Raw genomic sequence first — 23,820 nt, forward strand, 5'->3', positions numbered from 1 at the left:
CCTATTCTACTATCATACTCCCAGAACTGTGCAGTATAATTATTATCTCCTAACTCACTCGAGTGCTCTTGCCCATTAAACCCATAGCGATAACCTCCCGCATTATACCCCCTACCCGGCATCTGCATCCCAAACGGATAATATTCATTCGCAGAAAGCAAATCAAACTTATATGCTTGTCCTATCAACACCTTCCTATCCGACACTGTCGCAAGCACATTCCCCAAATGATTACTTAACTCAAAGACCTTCTTACCACGGTTAAAATTAGTAATTTCTGCCGAACCTAATCCCCGCAATACTATCCCGCCGCCTGTATTCTCATTTAAATCCAATTCCGGCCTCGATATACCCAGCCTGCTGCTACCATACAAGTGGCTTTCTGATAGCCTGATATTGCTACCTGCAGGAAGAGTATAAACGCTCATTACATTCCCCGTTGCATCTCTTACATACCAGGTAGTCGTGTCATGAAAACTTTTACTGATGCGATTACCACTCACATCATAAGTATAACGTATCGTATCACCTTCCGCGTTTACAATATAGGAAATTTTACCATATAATGTCCAGTCAACCTTTTCAATTTTCCCCGTAACATCTTTCACCAGATTACCAATACTGTCATATACATAGTTACCTGGTAACTGTCTGTCAATATCACTCTCATAATTAGCAGCATCTACCGCATCATCGACATAATCCAGCTTATTTGTACCAGGACGATAAGCATAGGTAAGACTATCCATACCCAGTGGCTTATTCGCAAAGGTCTGATTACCATTACGGTTGTATTTAAGAATGTTACCATTAGGATCATAACTCACAGACTCCTTAAAGTCTTCCAGTGCTACCGGATTCCAGGCATTTGACACGACATCCAGTCCCTTATATGCCTGCATTCCCTTAATGCGGTTCAAGGCGTCATACCTGTAATTATACAACAGCGGCTCACCCAAACCAGTCACATACTGACTAATAGCTCCGATATTACCATTATACAGTGGTTTGAAATCACCACCTCCAGCTGCAAAAGGTAGTTTACTACTGTTAATTGGTTTATAATCAGCTCCATAGTAATTCAAAGCAAAACCGAATGCATCGCCGGGAACCACAGCCCCCGCCTTTCCATCACCGCCCTGATCACTGTCTGGTGTCAGCGCCGTACTGTTCACACCTTTAAGCCATCCCTGCAGAGTATAGGCATAATCCAGGCCCTGCACCTGTTGCTGACCAATCACTGTACGTGCGAGCGGACCGTGCTTATAGTACTGGTAATACGCATCATTCTCCCAATATATCCTATCCTTGCTTGTCTCTACACTGGTCAATCTGTTCTCTGCATCATAATTATACCGGTGATAAAACGCATCAGGTGCGCCTGGCTGATATGCTACCTCGTTTATCTTCCCGCTGATCAGATCATAGTTATATGCTATCCTTTTGAAACGATGTCCTGCAAGGCCCATTTTCCCTTCCCTATAGTCCTGCAGCAGGGTATCTACGTTTCCGAGAACATCATATGTATAAAAGGTAGCAACACTATGCCCGCCGCCATTCAATGAATCCGCATTTTTATATAAGGCAGTCCATGACACACGGTTGCGAAGGTTCCGCGCAGCAAAATCACGCGGGCTGAAGAACGGATAGGCAATGTCATACGTTGTTTTCGTTATCTCCCTACGGCTATTGGAAACACTATTAAACCAATTGATAAAATTCTCCTGGTTACGGCTGATGGCATCAGTCATTGTCGTACCTGAAGACAACTCTCCAACCTCTGTTATTCGTCCAAGATCATCATAGCTTGTATAGCTGTAATTGCTGAATGGCTGCTGTTTCGCATTCTGCGACACTGCCAATCTTCCCAACCTGTCATACCAGAATGCAGACTTGCCTGCATCAGGTGTTTTCTGTGCTACTATACCATTCAATGTATTATACCTGTACTCCGTTACCATAGTATGAGCAGGTACCAGTCTCACACCGGCGGCCTTCGCAACTTCCACACTATCTACCCAGGTCTGTCTGCGGTTCTTCATCACACCAGCCGGAGGAACGGTCTTCACAAGATTTCCGGCCTGATCATAATAGTATAAGGTGTAATGGTATTCGCTAAGCGAGTACTTCACGGCAAATTTCTCCAAATACGCTGCCTTGAGAGCTGTGCGCATGTAACTTGCATCGAAGTCATTTTTTATGGAATCGGTATAGGTGTCATATATTACCCTGGCAGCACTTTGAGCAAAGAATGTACTGTCGGAACAAGCAGTTGTCTGATCGATCTCCACAGTTGGGAATACCCCCAGGTTACCACACAGCAACGGCAGGCCATTCACCAGGTAACAACTGTCAAGTCCGGGACATCCAGCCTGATTTCTTACCGGCGTACATGCTTTCTCCACCAGCGCTACGGCACTGATCAGCTTTTCGTCAAGATCTGTAATTGTTTGTGCTCCTATTGTTTTACGGACAACAGATGCGTAAATATCATTACTCCTGATATCTTCAATAGTGTCCTTGCACCCTGTCTTACCACCGGCAGTGGCGATCATTAACAAAGCCCTGTTGTTCAGCATACCTGCTCCGGCAATTGTACCGTCGGGATTCTCAGTAATGTGACGAACATAATCAGCTCCATCTACCCGTACATGACTCGACCACAACACGCCATTATTAACCCCTATCTTGTGCAGATATACATCCCTGGACACAGAATCACTGGGGACAGTCTGTGCTGCCAGTATGCTTCCATCTGCCGCAGCAATGCCGTTAAACAACGCTTCTTCGCCGGTTCCGGAAAGAGCAATCTTTCGGGCAGATAGCACCAATCCACCTCCATTAATATCTAACAGGATACCGGCACGATCTCCCAATAGCTTATAACCAGCCGCTGTCTTAATAATACTACCCGGAATATTGTCATTACCACTAATACCGTAGCCGCTCATATCCAATATCTCACCGGTCGACTTCCGCTGTTTTATTACCACCGCATCATAATTAGCTCCGGCAGCGCTCATGGAAGTTGCTATCACTAATGTATCGTCGTTCTCCAACAGCGCAATCGCCTCCTTCTTCTCCGGAGATGCGATGATCTTTGACCATCTCAACGTACCATCATCGCTCAGAAGTCCAGTCACCCACTCCAGCGGATTGCCCTGTGATATGCTAAGCCCTGCGAACGCATAGTCGCCTTCACTCGTCTGGATAATGTCATAACCTTTGCCCTCATAATTACTACGGCCCATTTCCAACACCTTGTTCCATTCAACCCTTCCCAGACTGTCCAGCTTCGCCACCATTATCGTACCTGCATCATAACAATAAGAGTTGGTAGATCCTATCGCTATATATCCGCCGTCTGTTGTCTGCCTTATACGTTTAAATTCCTCGTGATTTTCTGCGCCATAGGTTTTTGCCCATAAGAAATTACCGGCAGTGTCTGTTTTGATCAGATAAGCATCTTCCTGACCTGCGCTACAGCCGCGGGTCCATCCTGCCAGCAGATATCCCCCGTCCTTACTGCGAACAATATCTTTAATATCATCCACACCGCCATTGGAGTAAGTACTTGCCTGGGCATTCGTACCTGTCTTAGCCGGCTTACATACCGTGTAGCTATCGCCGGTTGCTTTTGTGCAGCTATCCTGCAGAAAAGCAAGATACTCCCATGCTTCCTTGCTGAATCCAAGATGGTTATTCATATAGGATGCAAAGAATTCATTCTTCTTGTCCTGCAGCGTATCATCCAGTATTATCTGCGGCTGTATTCCGTATGTTGTTACAAATGAAGTATATAAACGGTTTACATCCTCACAGGTGGCACAGGCGGGGGCTACATTACATTGCAGCATCGCTGGGATATTGATCTGCGCAGGTAACCAGCTACAGCTACTGTTAGCAGGAGCACTGCAGGCTGATTCCAGCATATCCAGATCTGACTGGCTGATGTTGATGCCACGTTTGCGGCTCAGGTAAGATGAAAACGTTTCTGAAGACTGCCTCAGCGATGTATATTCCCTGCGCAGTTCTGCCAGCTTATCACATTGACAATCCGTAGGACGTGAGAAGCTTGGCTGATCACTATAATTTACCTGGCGTTCATATGGTTTAGGCATGGTAATCACATCAGCATTACAACTCATACTCTTAGTAATACCATGCTGCAGATTATATTCGTCTATTACTTCTTCAAAACTGTGATACTGATAAGTACTGCCTGGTTTCACCGTACTGGAGCCATTAGGATGATCCCGATCCGAGCCTTCCTTACAAACCTTCAGTAATTTCGGTATGATCTCATTATCAATGGCAGACTGGCTATAACAGCTCGCCAGCTGTGCTGTCCAGGATGAGACATAAGCGCGGCAGTTTTCATCATAAGTACGAATCTCCATCGCAGTAGCCGAATCTGTCATCGCCTTCACATCAGGCGTTCCCACCATATTGCCCAAACCTGCATTCGCAAGCTGTTCAGTGCTGGATGTGAAACGAAGTTGCTTGCCGGCATCCAACAGGTCCTGTGCCTTTGCACCACAATTGATTGCTTTCAGGTAATCGTCAAGTACTATACGTTTAGCTGTAAGATACATGCTACGGAAACTGCGCCATGCCATATTCAGATCGCCTTCACACATCTTACTTTCATCGAAAGCCAGTGCCGGCGTATTGTATTTGTTTATGCAGGTTTTATCTGCTGCTCCACATTTGACTGAGCTGGCAGCAATGGTCCACATCGTATACCCTGAATTACTACAATTATTTAAACGCGACTCCAGGGCCGACTTGAAACTAGTGGACAATGGATCCACATTAGATCTAGGAAATGGGATCCCTTGCATATCAGTAGGATTCAGATAGCCTTTATTCCTGGCCTCAGCATAAGTATCCACAGATTCAAAATCTTTGCTCCACTCTTCACTACTGCGGTATTTACTTTTTTCAATCAGCTTGCAGTACTCCGGATGCAGATGTAACAGCGCCGAAGACCAGGAATTCTTGAACGCTGCTGCAAACTGTGCAGGCCGCAGGTTCTGTGGATCTACAAACAGTCCGCTACCTTCATCATACACTTTATCTGGTCTGCCCGCTTCATCAAGATAATGGAGAGATGTATCCATGTAAGTATACATCGTATCTTTCAGATTCAGGTAGAATATTGAGTAAATGTTGGCAGTATCACTGGGGTTTGCATACTGCCCTGAAGGCGCTTCCATATCCAGCAACATCGCATCGCGGATAGCGTCGGTTTCTGTACCGGTTCCACAAAGAATAGTACAGGCACCCAGTGCAGTATTGTATGCTGCTTCCGCCTCGCTCCGGTAGGATGCAGTATCTGTTACAGGATAGTTATTCTCTGTCATATACCTGTCGCGATAAGGCTCCCAGTCCCCAAGGTTGGCCAGACAACCAGCACAATCCGGCACACACTGAACAGTACGCATACGGGTCAGTTGCTGTTGCAGAACAGTATCGTAGCTTCTACATATGCTGCCCTTCATAAAAACACTGTCGCGGTAATAATCCATCGCCGCCTTGTTGATCGTCAGTGTCTTTGTGAACTCATAACTGCCTTTTTTTAGATAAACATCAAAGGAAATATTTATTGGTTGTGGCGTCTGATTGCAGTCAACACTGATACTATCAAGTTTGGCTTTTATTACTTTTTCAAACGGCTTCTTATCGTCAAAACGCTGATTAAAGGCATCGTCCGTAATACGGATCTCCAGATCATATAATCCTGTGTAGCATACAGTATTCCCATTACAATCAATTTTCTGTAATACAGGAGGCGTTAGCTGGTAAGTAAATGAGAAATAGCCGCTTTCCGATACAAACTGGGAATGTCTGCTACTGATCCTCATATCAGTGATCGTATTCTGTCCTGCACCGGACAGCGAATCGGTTACAGACAGGCTGTCTTTTGACGGCAGATCTTCAAGCCCTCTGTTTTCAGGAGAACCTGCCAGAGCTGTGGCAATTGTACGACCATGCATATCCACATATGATACGGATGTCTGTCCATTACCATCGGTCACTGTATTTTTAAAGTAGTGTGTATTCTCACCTACTTCCGTACCAAACAGCGCATAGAGGTCTTCTTTAGCGGCGGTATTGTAGGTATACTTTGTCTCGTGACCACTGCCTAACTTAAACGTCGGCCCTACACCACTCTGACGAAGTACTCTTCCTGTATTATCAGCCGTATATTCAGTTTCAGTAAAGGCATAACCTTCTCCATCCGGGATGAACTGGTTAAAGCCAATATTTTTCTCGGGGTTAGCAGGTGAATAATACAGGTTGGTGCCGGACGCAGTGCTCATTGGTGCGGCAGCAGCTGTCAGGTAGCTTTCGGGAGAAGGCAGGGAGTCATAATAACTCTTGTCATATTCTGCTCCGTTCAGAGCAGAGTTAAGATTATGCGCATATTTTAACACCGTATTCAAGGTAGGGGCGGGCAATACCTGTACGGCAGGACGTCCCTGGTAATCATAGAAAGTTTCCGCAGCTACCACGGTATTTGTGGTATTGTCTTTTGTAACTGTCTGACGTCCCCTCAAACTGCCGTCATAATACTGCACAACCACTTTTCGCTTTCCGTCTTCTGCAAATGAGATAGTGGATTGCCAGTTTAATGTCGGCTCATGCCCGGTAAACTGATAAGCGCCTATACCGGTAGTTGTATCTGAGCTCCAGGCAGTTTCCATCCGTTGATAACCCATCTTTTCCTGTACGCCTCGTACGCGGTAATAAAGGGTACCAGCAGCATCATACAAAAGCGGGATGCTGTAATTATTACCGGAAATGGTAACCCGTGTCGTATTATTCTCAAATATCAGAGTAGGATCGGGGCTTGAAGGATTACCATAACGTCCCGCAGAAAGCGCACTCTGATCAATATATGCCCACTCAAGGTCATAAACATCCGCTCCTGTCATAACAGGCCAGTTCACCTCCAGTTCGTTGGCAGTATCTGCCTTTGCAGGATTGCCGTATATAAATTTCACAGCGTCAGCCTTGCAGGATAGCTTATAAACAGGATGGATTTCCATCTCGTTTAATACCAGCAGTGCCGGAATAATATTCGCCTGTGCAGTAGACGTTATTCCCAATATCTTCACTTTCACCCTGTGGGAACCACTGAAGACAAAACTACTGCGCATGGTATAAGTACCTGCGGTGTCGTAGTTAACAGAGAGCTGTTGATCAACAGAATCAACTGAAAGATCAGCAAGTGTGTAATAAATACGTAGGCTCACCGTTGCCCGGAAAGAATCTGGCAATGGTAATATTGTGTATTCATTTATACTGAGTGTAATAATGTTCTTCACCTGATATGGCGTATCAAGCCTGCCTGTCAGCGCAGCACTAAAATATGCTGAGTCTGACACTGTTGCCACGGAGTCAGCCGTCAGCTGCCCTTTCGCGCCATCCAGTATACGCTTAAGGGTAATCTGACCACCTGTCTGCGCACCGGCTAACTGTGGCAAATATGCCAGTAACAAGAACAATATTCCTTTCAGGATCGTTTTAATTCGCCTCTTATAGTTCATAGGTCCGGGATACTCTAATTCTTTTTTCTTTTGCTGTCAGATATGCGGCTCATTGCAGCTCGCATACCGGAAATCAACTGCCGCTGTCTCTTTCTTTGTCTCATATATCTATTCCAAAGAAATGCTGTTCTATTTATCCTTTTTGTCGACGGCTTTTTCGTTTTTCAGCCGCTGCACTTCCTGCTCCAACGCTTCAACTCTTGCGTTCATTTCCTGTAATGCCTTTACCAGCAATGCTACAGTATTCGCTTCATCGACACCTTTATGTTCAGCTGCCGACATCTCTTCCGGAAGTTCATCAGCAATAAAGCCGATACGCTTCGTATTTGTGCTGTCTGCCTTGTAGATAAAAGTACGTACCTGTGCATCTTTCAGAATGCCGGTTGCACTTACAGTAAACGGCTGAATGTCTTTTTTAAGGCTTCTTAATGATGACTGAACAAATCCTGTGGCAGTTACCTGTCCAGTTACAATAGCATTCCCGCTGGCGTCTGTTTTCAATCTCCAATTGGTGCCTGAACCTCCGGTAAAACCGATGGTGTTATCATTTGCGGCGTATACACTACCACGGCTGATAGCATCCGAAGTTTTAAAATCGAGGTAAGTGACGGTTGTTCCCGTTGTACTTTTGAGTACCCAGCAGGCAGGGCCGTTATGATAAAGGGCTGTGCCATCTGGCGTCGTTAAGCCGGTATTATTTCCAACTCTCACCCAACTTTCAAGGCCTAATCTGCCATCTGATTCCGTCTTCAATGCTATGTTAGCTCCTTTCGTAGCAAAGGTCACATTACCGGAGTGCCAGAATTCTTTCCAGGCAGTCCAGGTACCACTACTCTGATTACGAAAATATGCTCTTCCGAGATAAGTACCGCTCATTCCGCTCGCTATTTGCATCCCGTAATTATTACCATCAGTGAGACCATTCCTGTGCCTTGTAGAGATCAGGTTCCACCAGGCACCATCAGTAGCCGGAGCATTTGCTCCCATATTAGCCGAGCCAATAAAGCTGCTACTTACAAGCGTATTCCAGTCAGTGGGAGTTTCGTATACACCAGCCTTAACATAATAGGGATAACTTGTGTGAAGCACGTCAGATCCTTTGTATTGCAAACGATCCCTCCCGATAGACAGCAAATCAGTCTTTGCGCCGCCGGTGTTGGTAGCATCATGTCTGAAGATCCAGCCTTCATTATCATTATCCCTCGCTTCAAATATCATATTTCCCGGAGGAGTATCCTGTGACGACTCTACAAAAATCTTCCATGCATCGCTATTATACCCCCAGGTTAAACCGTTGGAAGGATTGCCTGACGCCGTGTTAAATGTAATGTCATATGGTGTACTGGCTCCTCTTGCGGTAACTGTTGACAGCGTCTCAGGCGTTAACTGCAGGGTATCCTGTCCGGTTATCGCAATGGCATTGCTACCAACGGACTGTAACTGAAGTTTACGGAACTCAGTACGGCCGTTCCCCTTATTGTACAGGAAGCCGAGGGTATCTTTTGTTTTATTTTCTATGATCAGTTCAGCAGTGTCGCAACCACTATATATCCGGACACTGTCAGCCCGTATCTGATATACATGCTTCTGCGCCATTACCTGACTTGTCACAAATGAAATGCTTAAAAATAACAGCAATCGTTTCGTTCTTCTGTTCATAGGTTTATTTAAAAAATAGATTCAATTATCAGTTTACAAATTCCGGGAGCCAATGAATGCTGTGTATTCAGTTTACTCCTTAATTAAAGCGCTTCTTGTTTCCTTAATTGTCTTGACGCCCCTTTCAGTTTCCTTCTTTACGCGGGTTAATGTCGCGTCATCATCATATTCAAAGAAAGTGGCGTAGTTGTTTTCGTCCAGTTCAGCCATCATACGCAGGTTCCTTGCATCATATACAAATGACTTCATATTGGCATTATAAGGATGGATGCGGATATCGTCGTAAAACACAGTTGTTGATCCTGTTGCAAGCAGCACAACAGAGAACTTCGAGCTTCCCACCGGTATATCGATCACCTGTTCATACCGCTGCCAGCCATCAATAATTGCTCCAACGGGTTTAATTTTAACGACTACACTATTTCCATCTCCAGTTGTTACCGCAAGCGCTACCTGGTTGCTTTCATAAGAGTTGCACTGACAGTCCTGCATTTCTTTCACCCATGCGCTAAACACTGCCTTTCTGCCTGAAAGCAACGCGAAAGAAGGCAGCAGCACTTCACTGTTTGCATTTACGCTTTTGAGCACAGTGGTTGGAACATTGTTACAGGTGAAAGTTGTTTCATTGAAAGAAGGTGCACCCAATGTTTCAGCAACATCCATAATGGGACTGATCACTCCGACGGTATCCCCCGGCACTACTCTGATGCTGTACCTGCCTGTATGTCTCTGAGTAGAATCTATTCTGCTCATATAAGGCGTGAAGTCAAAGCGACGGCCAGCGGGGCAAGCTTCCTGGCAATTTGCATTCGCGAAATAATAATCCTCAAATCCCTCAAAAGTGGCTTCCTGGTAACGGCTATTCTGGACTACTGCAACCGGTATTGCATCACCATATCCATATATCCCTGAATTATAACGACCCAGCGGGTCCTTATTCTCCAGTTCAAATCCTTTAGCGTTAAAAATGGTGCTTTCCGCATTCCACACCCACGCTTCCTGTTTTTGTGCAGACCATTTTCCGTCTTTTACCTGCCAGAAGGCATCAAAATCAGCGAAGGCGCCATCAGTCCTAATATCCGTAGGCTTGTCAGGATCAGACTCCGCACGTGATCCATAATAGGTATAAGAACGCATCGGCCGCCAGCTACCTAAGAGCCCGTAAATGTATGGGTTGACACTGGTATCCGTTACTGCACTGTAGCATACTGCCAGATATGGCGCTGCTCCTATTGTTACGGTGCCTACAATAGAATCCCCACACATATCTGACGTAATCGCCACCCTGTATTCGCCTGCATTCTCAACTCTGAAGTCAGGGATGAACAGATCACTGCTGGTGCTTTGTGTACTGAAGCCATTAGGTCCCGTCCAGTAAGCACGTCTGGCCGTGGTAGGAAGATTAATGGTACGAAGATGGGCCGTTTCTCCAATGCAGTACTCCGGCTTATCACTGAATACCACCTGCGCGGTAGCGAAATCTATTATTTTTAATGATTGCACCGCCGACGCGCCACAGTCATCCTCCACTTTTATATCATAACTCTGATTAGCGATCAGACTATAATTACCACCTGATGCAACAGAACTAAAATAGCCGCTGTTATTCACTGCCAGATAGGGTCCTGTTGCACCCTTGCCTGCCTCAGCCAGCTTAAAAGTATAGACGCCGGATTGCGCGGTACCTCCATATTTACCAAACGCCCTGATCGTTCCCGAATTATTCGCCTGCCTCGGACATACCCATCCAAGAGAATTCTCAACGTCCACAGCCAGCGGCTGGTTCACATAATGCACATCCTTCGCGTTTGACCCATAATCAACAGCCGCACCATCATAAGCCGATACAGCAACACGGTAAGAACCCGGAATGGATAATAGCAGGCTATCTCCTGCCGGTATAATAGAATTGCCGGATCCCGCAGGGCCACTTATGATCTGATAATAAGTCGGCAGGTCCTGTCCTTTATAATAAGCATGTCCTGTCGGTTTAACTGACAGTCCCATACATGTCTGCATACTTGTATAGCTCCATGAATACCTGAATACATCATCTTCTTCTATCGTGATGGGAATCTCGTATACACCACAATTATCTGTTACTCTTATCAGATAACTTCCCACGCCAAACGTTTCCAGTTCACCATTTTTTAAAGGATATGCTATATTATTGTTATTATAATCTACTACGTAAGTGAAGGCTTTGTCCGCAGGACTGATTACCTCAATCCTGGTACCAACTGAAAAAAGCGATGTTTTATGCACTGCTATTAATGCAATACCTTCATTTCCAAGGCTTGCACCAGGCCCTTCTTCCGCAGTAAGAAAATAAGGCGATTCACCAGCCGGCGGCTTCGCCGAAAAGTAATACTGGGAAGCAAGTTTCCCGTCCGCGCCTGTAATTGTCATTTCATAGTCACCAAACGAAAGGTGATTGATCGTATCTGTTACGGTTGCGTCCTTATTGAAACCTATCGTACCATAGCGGTATGAACCTGTAGTGCTATTCTTCAGACTAACGGAAAGAGGATAACAAACCATTTGTGCACCATAAAGGGTATAACTGAGATTAAAATCAGTACCGCAATTATTTTCAACTGCGGCGCTTATCCAGGACGACGGCAAGGATACTGTAACCGATAATATTTCATTGCAGGGTGATTTGAAATTAATCTGTAATGGCGCCCCACGGTAATCACTGATGCTGGTACCTGCAGGCAGTGTAAGATACCCCGGCGCCGATGTCAATGGCACATATGCTGTCGAAACCCCTGCTAACGTGCAGCTTACTTTTAATGGTGCGCTCTCAGAGAAGTATTTGTAGAGGTCAGGTGAATAAAAACCAATAGCACTTATCCATAGTTGCTGACAGTCCAGAGGCACAGGTTCAACGTTAAAACCAACATCTGTTGCGGCTATAGATGTAATCGCATTTACGGTCAGTGTTTGTGTCGGTGCGGTAGATGTACAGGCATCAGACACGGACAAGGTATATGAGCCAGCGTTCAGGCTATCGAGCAGCAAAGTTGAAGCCGATGTCACAAACGTTGTGCGGCCGGCATATTCTGAAGGCTTCCCCGTTATTGTAACAGTATAAGGCGCATTTCCACCGGCGAACGTGATGCTTCCCTGCCCTGTATTACATGAGGCAAATGCCATTCTTTCTTCCTTCAATAACACATTCATCGGTACATAGGTATTTGAAACAGTAACATTAGTGCTGGCCGATACTGACACGTTATTGCATACGGCCTGTACCACCACCCTATACTGACCGCCGGGCACATTTTCAAATACCGGCAGTTCACTCTGCGGCACAGCATATCCTCCTGACACCACCGGCTCAAGGCTGTATAGTATATTCCTCAGCGAAGAAGCCCCGCTACCTGTTAATGTCACTGTTATCTTACCGTTTGCCGCACACGTAGACGTTTGAGCCGCCGCGCTTACAGCCCAGGGACTGCATTGTGCATGCACACTACCATTACGCAATAACAAAAAACAGCCTATCATCCAACACAAGATGATCTTCCATGTATACCGATCTTTAAATATCATCGAATCTCAGGTAATATATTATTCAATAGTTCCGGCACCAATTGTTCAGGTGCATTAATTCCTTTTGTACTGGCATTGATATACGACCTTTACAGCCTCGCCTCTGCCAGTGTCCTGGTAATACACCGAGGGCAGCGTCAATGTCAGTACTCCCGGAGCAAGTACATACTGATAGGTCTTCATAATTGCGGGAATCCGGGAATTTATCACCTGTTTAACCCTAAGCAACCCGCCCCTGATCAAATCGTAACCACCAGCAATGGCTTCCCTTCCTCCCAGAAAGCAGGAATCTTCAGTAAAGCGTATATGTTGGGGAATGCCCATTTTTAACTGGCCATCTTCCACCCTCGGGTCCGTCGACCTTTTCTCCAGTAATATTCCGTCCTGCTGCGAATACATTTCTGCCTGTACACCGAAGATGTTCCACTCCCCAAGTATTGCAATAGAATCAGATGCCTCCTGCTGGCCATGTGTTACATTCACAAAACCAGTGAACATTATCAGCAATACCAATAATCTTTTCATCAACATATTATTTATTTCAGTCTGCGTTTTTTAGTATGCACAGATTATCTTCTGCTTTTTCCTATCCGGTACCTGCCAGCTCTGTTTATATTCAACGGCACTGGCTTTTATAATTTTCTTGTTCTTGTTGATATTCAGGGAATATTTCCCATTAACAAAGTCAAGCGGCGTTTTCATCATAATGACTGTTCCTACATCTGTATTTATGTTCCTCCGGCCGGAACGAAGTACTTTCAAACTCACATCATTGCCAGTGTAGGGCGTTCCATTTTCATCCAGGAAATAAATATTTTTAGTTCCACCATTCAGCGTGTTGATGTCAACCGCCCATATTTTAGTCGCGTTACCAAACGTTGCAACAAGTGGAGCGCAGTCATCATCATTCACTTTATTCTTCCCATAAATGAGGATCTCATCACCGGCGAAAAAACAATCATTGATTGTCTGCAAGGTCGCACCTCCGATAATCTTTCCGTCTCTGATGTCTACGTGTTCCAGTGTTGCATTGACATTCTTGTATGCGCCTGCCATACCTTCGTACATCCATGCCGCGGGATAATTAAACTGGAATATCGAATCTCCGAATTCATTCTGTGTCGCAGTCAGGAGCACGTCCCCGGTCTCGCCGTTATACAGCAGATTGCTGGTAACAACCTTACTGCCTTTATCCATTGCCTCGACCTTCTCCATAATACCATGCCTGTTGATCACCTTCATCGCTGCCGCAGACCGGAACATGTTATGTTCACTCTGTGGAATAGCCATGACCGATGGGATACCAGCAATGAACGGACCGTAGAAAGAAATATCAACGTTGCCCTGCACAGCAACACTAAGTGTCTTCATCTCCGTCTGCCGCATATCCATCATTAGCTCTACATCCTTACCAATAGTAAGATCTGTACTGATATTGCCTTTGGCATCTATTGCCAGAACGGTGTTATTCAACTTCTTAATATCCAAAGAGTCGTTGTCAACGTGATAATAATAGCGGGTATAAGAACCTGGCTGTCCGGCCGAATCTGTTGCCGCATAAATGTTTTCTGCTTTTGGCTTCCCATGCATATCGTTCAGCTCCACTTTAAAACCCTGACTCATTACAAGATGATGTTGGGCATCTATTTTCAGTAGATTCCTCAAACCCGGTTTAAACGTCTTCTTGGTATCCGGGTTCAATAACGAATAGTCTGAAAAAGTTGGAAAATCATATGCCGTATAAAACAGGTTCTCCTTATATCCTGTCACTGACTTTATTTTGGAACTACTATTATGAATAGACCTTGAAATTACAGCACTATAGCCAACCGCCGGGCCGGGGTAAAACGACTCGCACATGGGCGTCTCTACATATCCCATATTGGTCGGCGCCCATAGGGCTGCGCGCTGACCATATTCGATAGGTACACGCAGGGAATTCTCCTCTCCACCCAGTACCGGCTCATAGGTAGCTACTCCGCTGCTGATCTTTCTGTCCTTTCCATCTATATTCCTGATAGTGGTATACTCATATTCAGTACCGTATCTGGATTCCTTACGGCCAGTCATCGCGTTCCAGTTATCATATATAACGATGCGCTTCACACGGTGCCCGCCTCCATACTTCTTATAATCAGGTACATTCAGCCGTACCCACGAACGGTTAAGATCGAGGTCTCTTACCCATCCTTTGTTTCTTACCATATTATCAAATGACGTTACTGCATTGATCACATTACCAGCCATGGAAGTCAGCAGTCTGACGCCGTCTGCTAAATCCAGATTGTCACCTACATCAGATCCGGGATATGCCTTTGATGGCAGGTTAAGCCGAAGGAACTGTGCCGCAGTTTTGGCCACCGTAGTGAAGTCTCCGCCGTCTTCCCCTTTCTTATTAACAGTTTTAATCTTAAACCAGATCGTGTAACCTTTATTCAGGAAGCCGTATTCTCCTGGCACCAGATCAGCATAAGCAGGTACAAACTCGTACCCTTTCCCCCATTTGTCAGAAGGCATTTTCACACTTACTCTGAAAGCCATGTTGTTATCAAGGCCAGACAAATATTTGCGGTATACCTCTTCGTTTGAGCTTACTGCTTCGGGAACATTTACCACCACATAAGGATAATCCCCTTCTGCACCATATAACTGCGGCTTTACACTGCTCATATCTACAGGCGCCTGTGGCGAAAAGCCCGCTATATTGAACATTCTGGCTACCCGTTTATGCTGCACAAATCCATAATCATCACTTTCATAAGTGACTTTCATCCGTCCTCCGGAGGGAAGTATGATCGAATCCAAAGCCCAGGCAGCGGCATTCTGAGCTGCTTTGACGCTGTCCTGGACAGCATAAGGCCGATCAGCATTAGTGATCTTATTATTATCGGTATAACCCGGATTATCTGTAACGCTTTTGTAATTGCCCCAGCGGTCGAATGATTTATGATCATAGTCGGGGTTCTTTCCGGTATAATGGAATACATAGGCATTCTTACGACCTTTTTTGTTTCCATTGTAAGTAAACCAGATGCGTTTCAGTGTCAGTTTTCCGGTCGAATCTGCCGTAGTCACATCTCCACCCATACTGCTATAACCTTTGCACAACTCATATGTATATTCGAAATGCACCGTTTTAACCGGGGTCGCGGCTGTATTATATTTCATAAAATCAGCCTTAGTATACAGGTTGATCTCCTCCAGCCTTTTGGACAATTTACTATTGACGATCTTTTGCCCATTCTCCTCAATAGGCTGCTGATCCTTTCTGTCGCCCAGCACAAAAGTGGCAATCATATTTTTTGACTCAATAGCATTCAGGTACCATAGTTCTTTCTCACCATATACATAACTCCCTTTGTCATCCCTATCATCCGTTTTCAGGGATTCATTATAGGTCGCACCTTCAGAATATGGGGTACGCCATTTATAGAGATTATCGATACCGGCTGTACGGGTGTAATTGAATTTTACCGCATTACCCGGATCATCATCAGAAATACCGTTGCCTGTCAGGTCCACATAATCCGGTGAAACCACTCCCGTTAACAGGAATGAATGCGGATATGCCGGTATTTCTTCACTCGTGAAATACCAGTCAACACCATTCCTGTTCTCAGTTGTGTTGTCCGTTCCATGTGTATAATCGACCATGCCTTCGATAGGATCACCATTATTGTGGTTTACCGCAAAGGTTACCTCCTTCTGCCGGATATTATACACCGGCAAGCCGTATATATTCTTTTTTCCATCGGGACTAAGCACTTCTATTTGTGAAATATGATTTTCCTTCCGTAAACTTGTTACTCTCTTTTCGCGGATCAGCGTATCAGGTATAGCCACGAATGATTCATGTACCGCAGAGGGTGTAAACAGATCCTTCCCTTTTATTGTATCTTTTCCGTTATGAATATATAGCTGTACATACGCATAACTTTCATAGTTAACATATTCCACCCGGAGATCATAAAAAACACCCGCCTCCAGGTTAACCGAGTCCTGGCTAAAGCCGTAGTGGTTCCATTTATCTATAAATATCTTGTCGTTAATAAATACCCTGATACCATCGTCAGCGACACTCTCTATTTTATATTTTCCAGACGTCGGCGCCTTTATCCGTCCAGTCCACTTTACGCTGAATGGTTTACCACCTTTTTCTCCATTGGGCGCCCCTGTCAGATCATTATATTTAAATGCGTTTATATCCGGAAAATAAATATTGGTATCGATCCTTTCATAGACCTTGACTTTTGTCTTCCAATCTGATCCACGGTAATATTCACCACGAAGACCGGAAGTATCCTGGTCATGCTCTCCACCATTATTCGAAACAACTGCACAGTCACTCTGCTGTATGTACCTGTTTAAAAGATGATTTTCTATATACGTCGATTGCCCTGCCAGACTGGCCTCTTTTGCCGTCAGATAGGTAATTACCTGTGTGCGCTTGTCACGTTCATTCTTCACTACGGATTGGTTAGTCAATTGAACATCGCCCCGTTGTATTCCGCCCGCGTAACGTGTAAGCGCATTTGTGGTTCTGATATCGGGCCCTGAACCCAGTAATTTCGGAAAAACGACGTCATCACCACCTACGGCGTTGTAAAAAGCGGCTGTATTGACGGTCATTTCTCCAGGGTTACGGAAGTAAGCCGGCTCAAACAATGCATTCTGCTTTTTGAAACCAACCATCTGTGCCAGACGATTTGACTTCGCCAACCATTGGCCGGCTTCAGTATAAGAACGTGTATATGTGATGTCCATACCGGCATGCACCAGGTTACCGAAACCAACGTCCACGCCAACACTGGCCGATCTGTCTTTTGTCTTTATTTTATGATCATAAATATATCCGATATCACTTCTGTAGCCACGGAAGCTTCCCCCTACCCCTTCACCTGAAATAGTAAAGATGTCATAGGTATAACTGGGCACTCCAATATTCGGCAATGTTGGCTTCTCGCGGTAAACAATATCTTTCTCCCTGTTGAAATCAAGAACGGCTAAGGGATTAGCTTCTGCGTTCTGATAATTGAGATAACCATATGCCGGCAAACTCAGTCGCTGGTCTTCTTTTTCAATGGACTGTTTAGTTACATATCCACTTAAGAAAAAACTCGGATGTACCACCGAAGCCTCCCAACCAGCTTTCAGTGTAATGGTCGTCATTGAGTTGGTGTAGGGTATAGACATCGATGGATTGTATGCTGGATATGCGAAGGAAATACTGCTTGATAAAAGCCCTCCATAACTATTGCGGGAAAACTGCAAAGGACCTGCTGTCATATTAGGGATTCTTGCATGAAGAGCGTCTTTCCGCATCTTCGTAAGTCCGGCACTATACTGTATCGATTTCATGCCCTCCCTTGTGTTATAAGCAGAACTAATTGACAAAGTTCCAGCAAGTCCACCTTTTACGTCTGCATCTTTTTGTGCCAGGTTCGCTGAAATACTTGGAGAGATGCTCAATCCTTCCTGGGAATTACTATTAAAACCTAGTCCTCCAGCAGCGCCATACGCCCCACTTTTTCCTGTGCGTAGTCCCACACCCATACCAATTTCCGTTCCCCATCCGCGATACGTATTATGAAAAACACCCAGACTACCTGTAAGTGTTACGCTTGTCGACACTGCTTTCTTAGCCGCCTCCTGATCCACTCCTACAATCTCCAGATTTAAACCGGCATTGGCTCCGATTGTCTTGTTTTCTTTGATACTCTGTGTCTTTGTAATGGAGTCTGTACCGTTAAAGTCATCAGGTATACCCCGTACGTTACGTGTAATGGTACCCGGATTAAGGTTCCAGCCCAGGCCAGTCCAGCTTGCCTCCTGATCCATTGTGACTCCGCTGTTATAACCAATTGCGATCGGGTAGCCGCCTACATCCATTAAGGGAATAGAATAAGAGAAATCCCCTGTAAACAGATCCACCATATTATCACTGTTCACGGAATGGAACTCCTGCGTTTCGGGCTGGGTAGGACCGCCTTCAGCTTTTTCAGGCGCAGGAACGCGAAGACTGGCGTCTGCCGTCTTTACGATATCCGGCCCGGCACCAGGCTGGCGCCTGTCAACAAATCTGTTGCCAACCATTGCGGCAAGCTTTGTATAGCCAAAGCCAAATCTATTATAATACGGTGTTGTAACGGATGCACCTGATACAAATGGAGGTATTACCATTTCTAAATACAGCAGCACCAGCAAGGTACGGGCAATCGTTTTCTTTCTCTTTGCAGCAAGAGCCAAAATCATCGTCGATCTTATTTATAAGTATAGCACCGGTGGTCCGGTTTTTATCTCGTATATGTAAACTTCATCTGGAAATATTCGTTGCATGAATTTCTTACACGCATGAGGTAAGTGCTAACATCCCGGAGGCGACTGACTATAGAACGCAACCGTCAAAACCAATAGGAACAAGAAAAGGGATACAAAATATTTCATGGTATATAGCATCAAATTCTACCTGGCCGCTATCTCAGACCAAAGGTGCTTAAAATCGTCACAATAAATTATCTATCGGGCCAGGCAAACAATACAAACATATCCGAACAAAGCAATTCACTTATAAGGTATAGCTTTTAAGACGCGGTAAAGTCGAGATGAGAATTCCATTACTCAAATTTTCACACTTAATGACGTATCAATTGCCCCGTTATCAGGGCACAATAATAGATATTTTTTTTCACATTCGATATTATGCTTATGCTTTTTTTTACAGGTGCGTTTACTATACATGCTCTTGCACTGACGAAAATTCACAAAGTGACCAGCATGTCTCCCTTAAGTGGATGATCCTACTATGACGGATTGTAATCCGCAAACGCTTCCAAATACTTACCGATATACTCCTCTTTACGCTTCAGGCGGTATTGCATGATATAACGAGGGTGCTCCAGCGGCACGACCGTTTCAAAAAAGCCTTCCTTCTCATTCAGCTGCTTCAGAAAAGCCGCATTTTTACCTGTACCAAAACAGTAACAGACACGGGTATCTACGCCAAACTCCAGCTGCTGACGGATGCTTTTTACCATAAAGTCATAAACTGCATTGGTCAGCGCCTTACTATCGTAATAGTTGTAATTGATCTCTGAGCCATCCGGCTGTATAGAAGTAAATCCCAGGGGAGAAACAGAAGCGAAGTAGAAATCCTGGTAAAAGGCGGTAGGACCTCCATAAGCGCTGATCACATCATACACGAACACAGAAGATGGCTCATGCGTCTTCAGTCCTTCTATGCCAATCCCAAGCACTTCTGTCAGTCTTTTCGTATCGGTAAAGGGAATCCCCGTTGCTCCAGATCCCAGGCGGCCGGGATTAATGCCCATGATTATACGACGCGGATGATGATCGTCATAGTATTTACGGTAAAATTGCTGCATGATATCCATTACCTGCGGCTGCTCACGGAAAGGGTTCATGATCCTGATGCCCGGAGGCAGGGAGCCGGTGTAATGCAGATTAGTGTTGAATTCAATGACGTGGTCGGCGAATGTCTTCTTCTTCTTCATGATCGGATTTGGACAGTAAAAATACATTGTTTCCTCTTAGCATGAAGGCAATTATCTGACTACCTCCCCTTTTTTATGCTACAAAATACCCCTGCCCATTCACGGCCCTATCTGACCGGTTCAGCACATATTTAGCCTCCTTGCCGGACTTTCACATTGACTCCGGGCACTCATACATCTAGTTTTGATCCATCAATCATTCACATATCTAAACTTAAATCATGAGAAACAACAGAACAATTACTAGCATGAAACGTCTCGCATTATTCGCTATCCTGGCATTGGGCATTGCCTCTTGTGATAAGGACGAAACACCGGCTAAAGATGATACAACGGTAACGGTCGATTATCACCAGACAGCTACCACACAATTTATTGAGTCAGGCGATACAAAGTATGCCTACCGTGTTTTAGGACAAAAAGAAGGTACTCCGCTGGTCATCCTGTCTCCGCTGGGAGGTTCACTGGATGACTGGGACCCTGCTATCACCAACGGACTTGCTCAGAAAAACAAGGTAATTATATTTGACAACCAGGGTGTAGGATCCTCCACTGGGAAAACACCCGCCACTATTGCTGACATGGCAAAAGGCGCTGTAACATTTATAAAGGCACTCGGCTATACTAAAGTGAACCTGATGGGCTTTTCTATGGGAGGATTTGTTACACAACAGATCGCGCTAACTGAACCTGCACTGGTCAATAAGATCATACTTACCGGAACAGGGCCAAAAGGTAGCGAAGGTCTTTCCAACCTGCCCAATCTATTGTCCGCTGCTGCAGGACTGAGTCCTAAAGAGTCCTTCCTCCTTTTCGGGTTCACATCATCCGCAGAAAGCAGAAGCGCAGGTGAACAGTCTTATGCAAGGGTGCAGAAACGCACTGTGAACCGTGATGCACCAGTGAGTAATGAAAGCTTTGGCGCTCAGCTGACAGCTGTCCTGGCATGGGCGCAGCCATATCCCAATGCGCTAAAAGAGCTGGAAACGATTACACAACCTGTTCTGCACATACAAGGCCAGAAAGACGTCCCTGTTCCTGTGATCAATGCGGTTAATATGTCCCAGCATATACCGAATGCACGCCTGTCTGTTTATCCGGATGCTGGTCATGCTGCCTTTACGCAATATCCTGAACAGTTTGTAGAACAGGCAAATGACTTCCTGAAATAAAGCATCTTTTATTTAAAAGAGAAATTCAAAGGCCGCATATATCGAATGACATATGCGGCTTTGTTATTGAGGCATTCTTTATAGATTAACGTAGGTTGATTCTATACAATCTTCAGAAACCATTTTGTTCATTTTACCGATAGATGCAAGTTGTATAAATACATACCATAAATTCGAAGCAAATTGCACTATGAGTAAGAAAATTGTAAAATACAAAAGCAGCCTTTTTACCCAGGAGGTCAAGCTCATTATTAATGAAAAAAGTTCAGGCATTGACCTTAAAAAGGTCGCTCCTGAAAAATTAGCAAAAGCTAATGAAGCATTAAAAGGCGTAAAACTGCCAAGATAGAATTTTCGTACTAAAAGGAATTCGGCCATTTGATTAATTTCAGATGGCTTTTTTTGTCCCCTTCTTTATTGTACCTATGACAAATATCCAGCGTTTTTGTATATTTATACCCACTACGTATTCTAAATTGTCATGCGTAAGAATTCCCACAATGATGAAGAGCTACTGGAACAGATCCAACTAAACAGGGATGCTGCCGCATTTACGACTTTATATGAGCGCTACTGGGAAAAGCTGCTCACACTTGCCTATATCCGCCTTCAATCATCTGCTGATGCCCAGGAAGTAGTGCAGGAAGTCTTCCTCGACATCTGGAAAAGAGCAGGTAATATCTCCCTGGAATATTCTTTTCATACATATATATCCGCCGCACTCAAATATAAAATATTGACCCTCTTAGCCAAACGCAAAGCGGAACAGGCTAAAAGCTCCCTTATAGTGCAGGATGAAGCCGATGCCAGCACAGAGCAATGGCTTAGCTACCAGCAATTACGCCAGGAACTGGAACAAACCGTCCAGACCCTCCCGGAAAAATGCCGCCTGGTGTTCCGCCTGAGCAGGGAGAAAGGCATGAGCGAAAAACAGATCGCCAGGACCCTCAATATCTCTATTAAAACCGTAGAAGCGCATATCTCCAAAGCGTTAAAAACGTTGCGCACCTCCCTTCATCATCTCCACACCTTTTTCCTCTGGTAAAATATTTTTTTCGGGGCACTAAGGGAAACGCCTTCTTTCCGAAGACTATATATAAAAGAGGCCCTACAATGAATGATCTGACATCCGAACAGATATCCCGACTTGCCGATAAATGGCTGAAAGGAACTATCAGCCAGGAAGAAAAGGCTTTGTTTGAAGCATGGTATAATAATGTACCTGAAGGTACTGTTGAATGGGATGATGACATGGCGCATTCCGGTAGGGAGCTCCGTGAACATCTCCTGCAACAGATCAGGGAACGCATGGAAGAGAAAAGGCCTCTTACCTTATATAAAAGGATACCTGTCAGATACCTGGGCGCAGCGGCAGCGGTAATTGTGCTGATGATGGCAACAGGTATCTACTGGTATACCGCCAGAAAGGACCAGTCATTATCCACGGCCTATAATAAAGGGACTACCATCCAGCTGAAACCCGGTGGCAACAAAGCTACCCTTACACTGGCCAACGGCGATGTAATAGCGCTTGAAGATGAACAGAACGGTAAACTGGGACAACAAAACAACACCAAAATCATTAAGCTCAATAACGGTCAACTCGTATATAACAGTGAACAGGGAAAGGCAGGCAATGCACCTGTCGTCCTCAATACACTTTCTGTACCCCGTGGTGGCAAGTACAACATCACTCTTGCCGACGGAACAGTGGTATGGCTGAATGCAGCCAGCAGCCTCACCTTCCCTGCAGCCTTTACAGGCAAAGAAAGGCAGGTTACTTTAAGCGGTGAAGCCTATTTTGAAGTAGCCACTGACGCCTCCCACCCTTTCACTGTTAAGGTGGGCGATATGCAGGTAAGGGTATTGGGGACGCATTTTAATGTCATGGCTTACAATGATGAACAGTCTGTAAACACCACATTATTACAGGGAGCAGTGAAAGTACAGAGTGCTGCGGGTGAAGCATTGCTAAAACCAGGACAACAGGCGAAAATGGACCATACCGGCAATGTAAAGGTAGCTCCTGCCGATATCAATGCGGCCATCGCCTGGAAGAACGGCCTGTTCAGCTTCAACAATGCCTCTATAGAAGAAGTAATGCGACAGGTGGCCCGTTGGTTTGACGCAGAAATAATATACCCGGATGGTATTCCACAGGACCGTTTCCAGGGGGAAATAGACAGAAACTCAGATATAACAGCCGTTTTGAAAATACTCGAAGCAAGTGGGGTTAAATTCACAGTACAGGGACATAAAATACTGGTAAGATCCTGACACTATAACGACAACGCTTTTATCAACCAAAATTGAATGCAGGTATGGATAACGCACCTTGATTCCACCTGCCGTATAACCTGTAAT

The 23,820-nt window shown here is 45.0% G+C and carries 10 protein-coding genes; 4 read left to right on the forward strand and 6 right to left on the reverse strand.

The window, feature by feature from the left end; genetic code table 11:
• The 6 genes from CLV42_RS04600 to CLV42_RS04625 form a co-directional block, all read right to left on the reverse strand.
• Window positions 1-7,556: hypothetical protein (locus CLV42_RS04600; protein WP_146154308.1), on the reverse strand; the 7,556-nt coding region annotated here is incomplete at its 3' end.
• 129 nt (window positions 7,557-7,685) lie between these two features.
• Window positions 7,686-9,215 carry a pyocin knob domain-containing S74 family peptidase gene (locus tag CLV42_RS04605; protein WP_106600732.1) on the reverse strand — a complete coding sequence of 510 codons (1,530 nt, stop codon included), beginning with the start codon at window positions 9,213-9,215 and terminating at the stop codon, window positions 7,686-7,688.
• Between the two features lie 72 nt (window positions 9,216-9,287).
• Window positions 9,288-12,728 (reverse strand): hypothetical protein, encoded by a 3,441-nt coding sequence (locus CLV42_RS04610; RefSeq protein WP_146154309.1) that lies wholly within the window; start codon window positions 12,726-12,728, stop codon window positions 9,288-9,290.
• 99 nt (window positions 12,729-12,827) lie between these two features.
• Window positions 12,828-13,298 (reverse strand): hypothetical protein, encoded by a 471-nt coding sequence (locus tag CLV42_RS04615; RefSeq protein ID WP_106600734.1) that lies wholly within the window; start codon window positions 13,296-13,298, stop codon window positions 12,828-12,830.
• A gap of 30 nt (window positions 13,299-13,328) precedes the next feature.
• Window positions 13,329-19,025: a PA14 domain-containing protein gene (locus CLV42_RS04620; protein WP_106600735.1), complete on the reverse strand. Its 5,697-nt coding sequence runs from the start codon at window positions 19,023-19,025 to the stop codon at window positions 13,329-13,331.
• A gap of 548 nt (window positions 19,026-19,573) precedes the next feature.
• The gene (locus CLV42_RS04625; RefSeq protein WP_106601334.1) at window positions 19,574-20,284 is read right to left on the reverse strand and encodes an SMUG2 DNA glycosylase family protein; all 711 of its coding nucleotides are present in this window, start codon (window positions 20,282-20,284) and stop codon (window positions 19,574-19,576) included.
• 221 nt (window positions 20,285-20,505) lie between these two features.
• Between CLV42_RS04625 and CLV42_RS04630 the strand changes: the two genes are divergently transcribed.
• From CLV42_RS04630 to CLV42_RS04640, 4 genes are all read left to right on the forward strand, one after another.
• Window positions 20,506-21,456, forward strand: coding sequence for an alpha/beta fold hydrolase (locus tag CLV42_RS04630; RefSeq protein WP_106600736.1), 951 nt, complete (start codon window positions 20,506-20,508; stop codon window positions 21,454-21,456).
• A 190-nt stretch (window positions 21,457-21,646) separates the two neighbouring features.
• Entirely contained in the window at window positions 21,647-21,805 is a 159-nt protein-coding gene (locus CLV42_RS33815; protein ID WP_170117393.1) for a hypothetical protein, read from the forward strand.
• A 132-nt stretch (window positions 21,806-21,937) separates the two neighbouring features.
• Window positions 21,938-22,501 (forward strand): RNA polymerase sigma-70 factor, encoded by a 564-nt coding sequence (locus CLV42_RS04635; RefSeq protein WP_106600737.1) that lies wholly within the window; start codon window positions 21,938-21,940, stop codon window positions 22,499-22,501.
• 68 nt (window positions 22,502-22,569) lie between these two features.
• Window positions 22,570-23,733, forward strand: a complete 1,164-nt coding sequence (locus CLV42_RS04640) for a FecR family protein (protein ID WP_106600738.1) — start codon at window positions 22,570-22,572, stop codon at window positions 23,731-23,733.
• Window positions 23,734-23,820: the final 87 nt, after the last annotated feature.

Source organism: Chitinophaga ginsengisoli, from assembly GCF_003014595.1.
GTDB classification, from domain to species: Bacteria; Bacteroidota; Bacteroidia; order Chitinophagales; family Chitinophagaceae; genus Chitinophaga; species Chitinophaga ginsengisoli.

What these genes read in the sequence shown, in the direction of transcription:
- CLV42_RS04605 (WP_106600732.1), bottom strand. Translation starts at nt 9,215, where the DNA reads ATGAACAGAAGAACGAAACGATTGCTGTTATTTTTAAGCATTTCATTT.
- CLV42_RS04610 (WP_146154309.1), bottom strand. Translation starts at nt 12,728, where the DNA reads ATGATAGGCTGTTTTTTGTTATTGCGTAATGGTAGTGTGCATGCACAA.
- CLV42_RS04615 (WP_106600734.1), bottom strand. Translation starts at nt 13,298, where the DNA reads ATGAAAAGATTATTGGTATTGCTGATAATGTTCACTGGTTTTGTGAAT.
- CLV42_RS04620 (WP_106600735.1), bottom strand. Translation starts at nt 19,025, where the DNA reads ATGATTTTGGCTCTTGCTGCAAAGAGAAAGAAAACGATTGCCCGTACC.
- CLV42_RS04625 (WP_106601334.1), bottom strand. Translation starts at nt 20,284, where the DNA reads ATGAAGAAGAAGAAGACATTCGCCGACCACGTCATTGAATTCAACACT.
- CLV42_RS04630 (WP_106600736.1), top strand. Translation starts at nt 20,506, where the DNA reads ATGAGAAACAACAGAACAATTACTAGCATGAAACGTCTCGCATTATTC.
- CLV42_RS33815 (WP_170117393.1), top strand. Translation starts at nt 21,647, where the DNA reads ATGAGTAAGAAAATTGTAAAATACAAAAGCAGCCTTTTTACCCAGGAG.
- CLV42_RS04635 (WP_106600737.1), top strand. Translation starts at nt 21,938, where the DNA reads ATGCGTAAGAATTCCCACAATGATGAAGAGCTACTGGAACAGATCCAA.
- CLV42_RS04640 (WP_106600738.1), top strand. Translation starts at nt 22,570, where the DNA reads ATGAATGATCTGACATCCGAACAGATATCCCGACTTGCCGATAAATGG.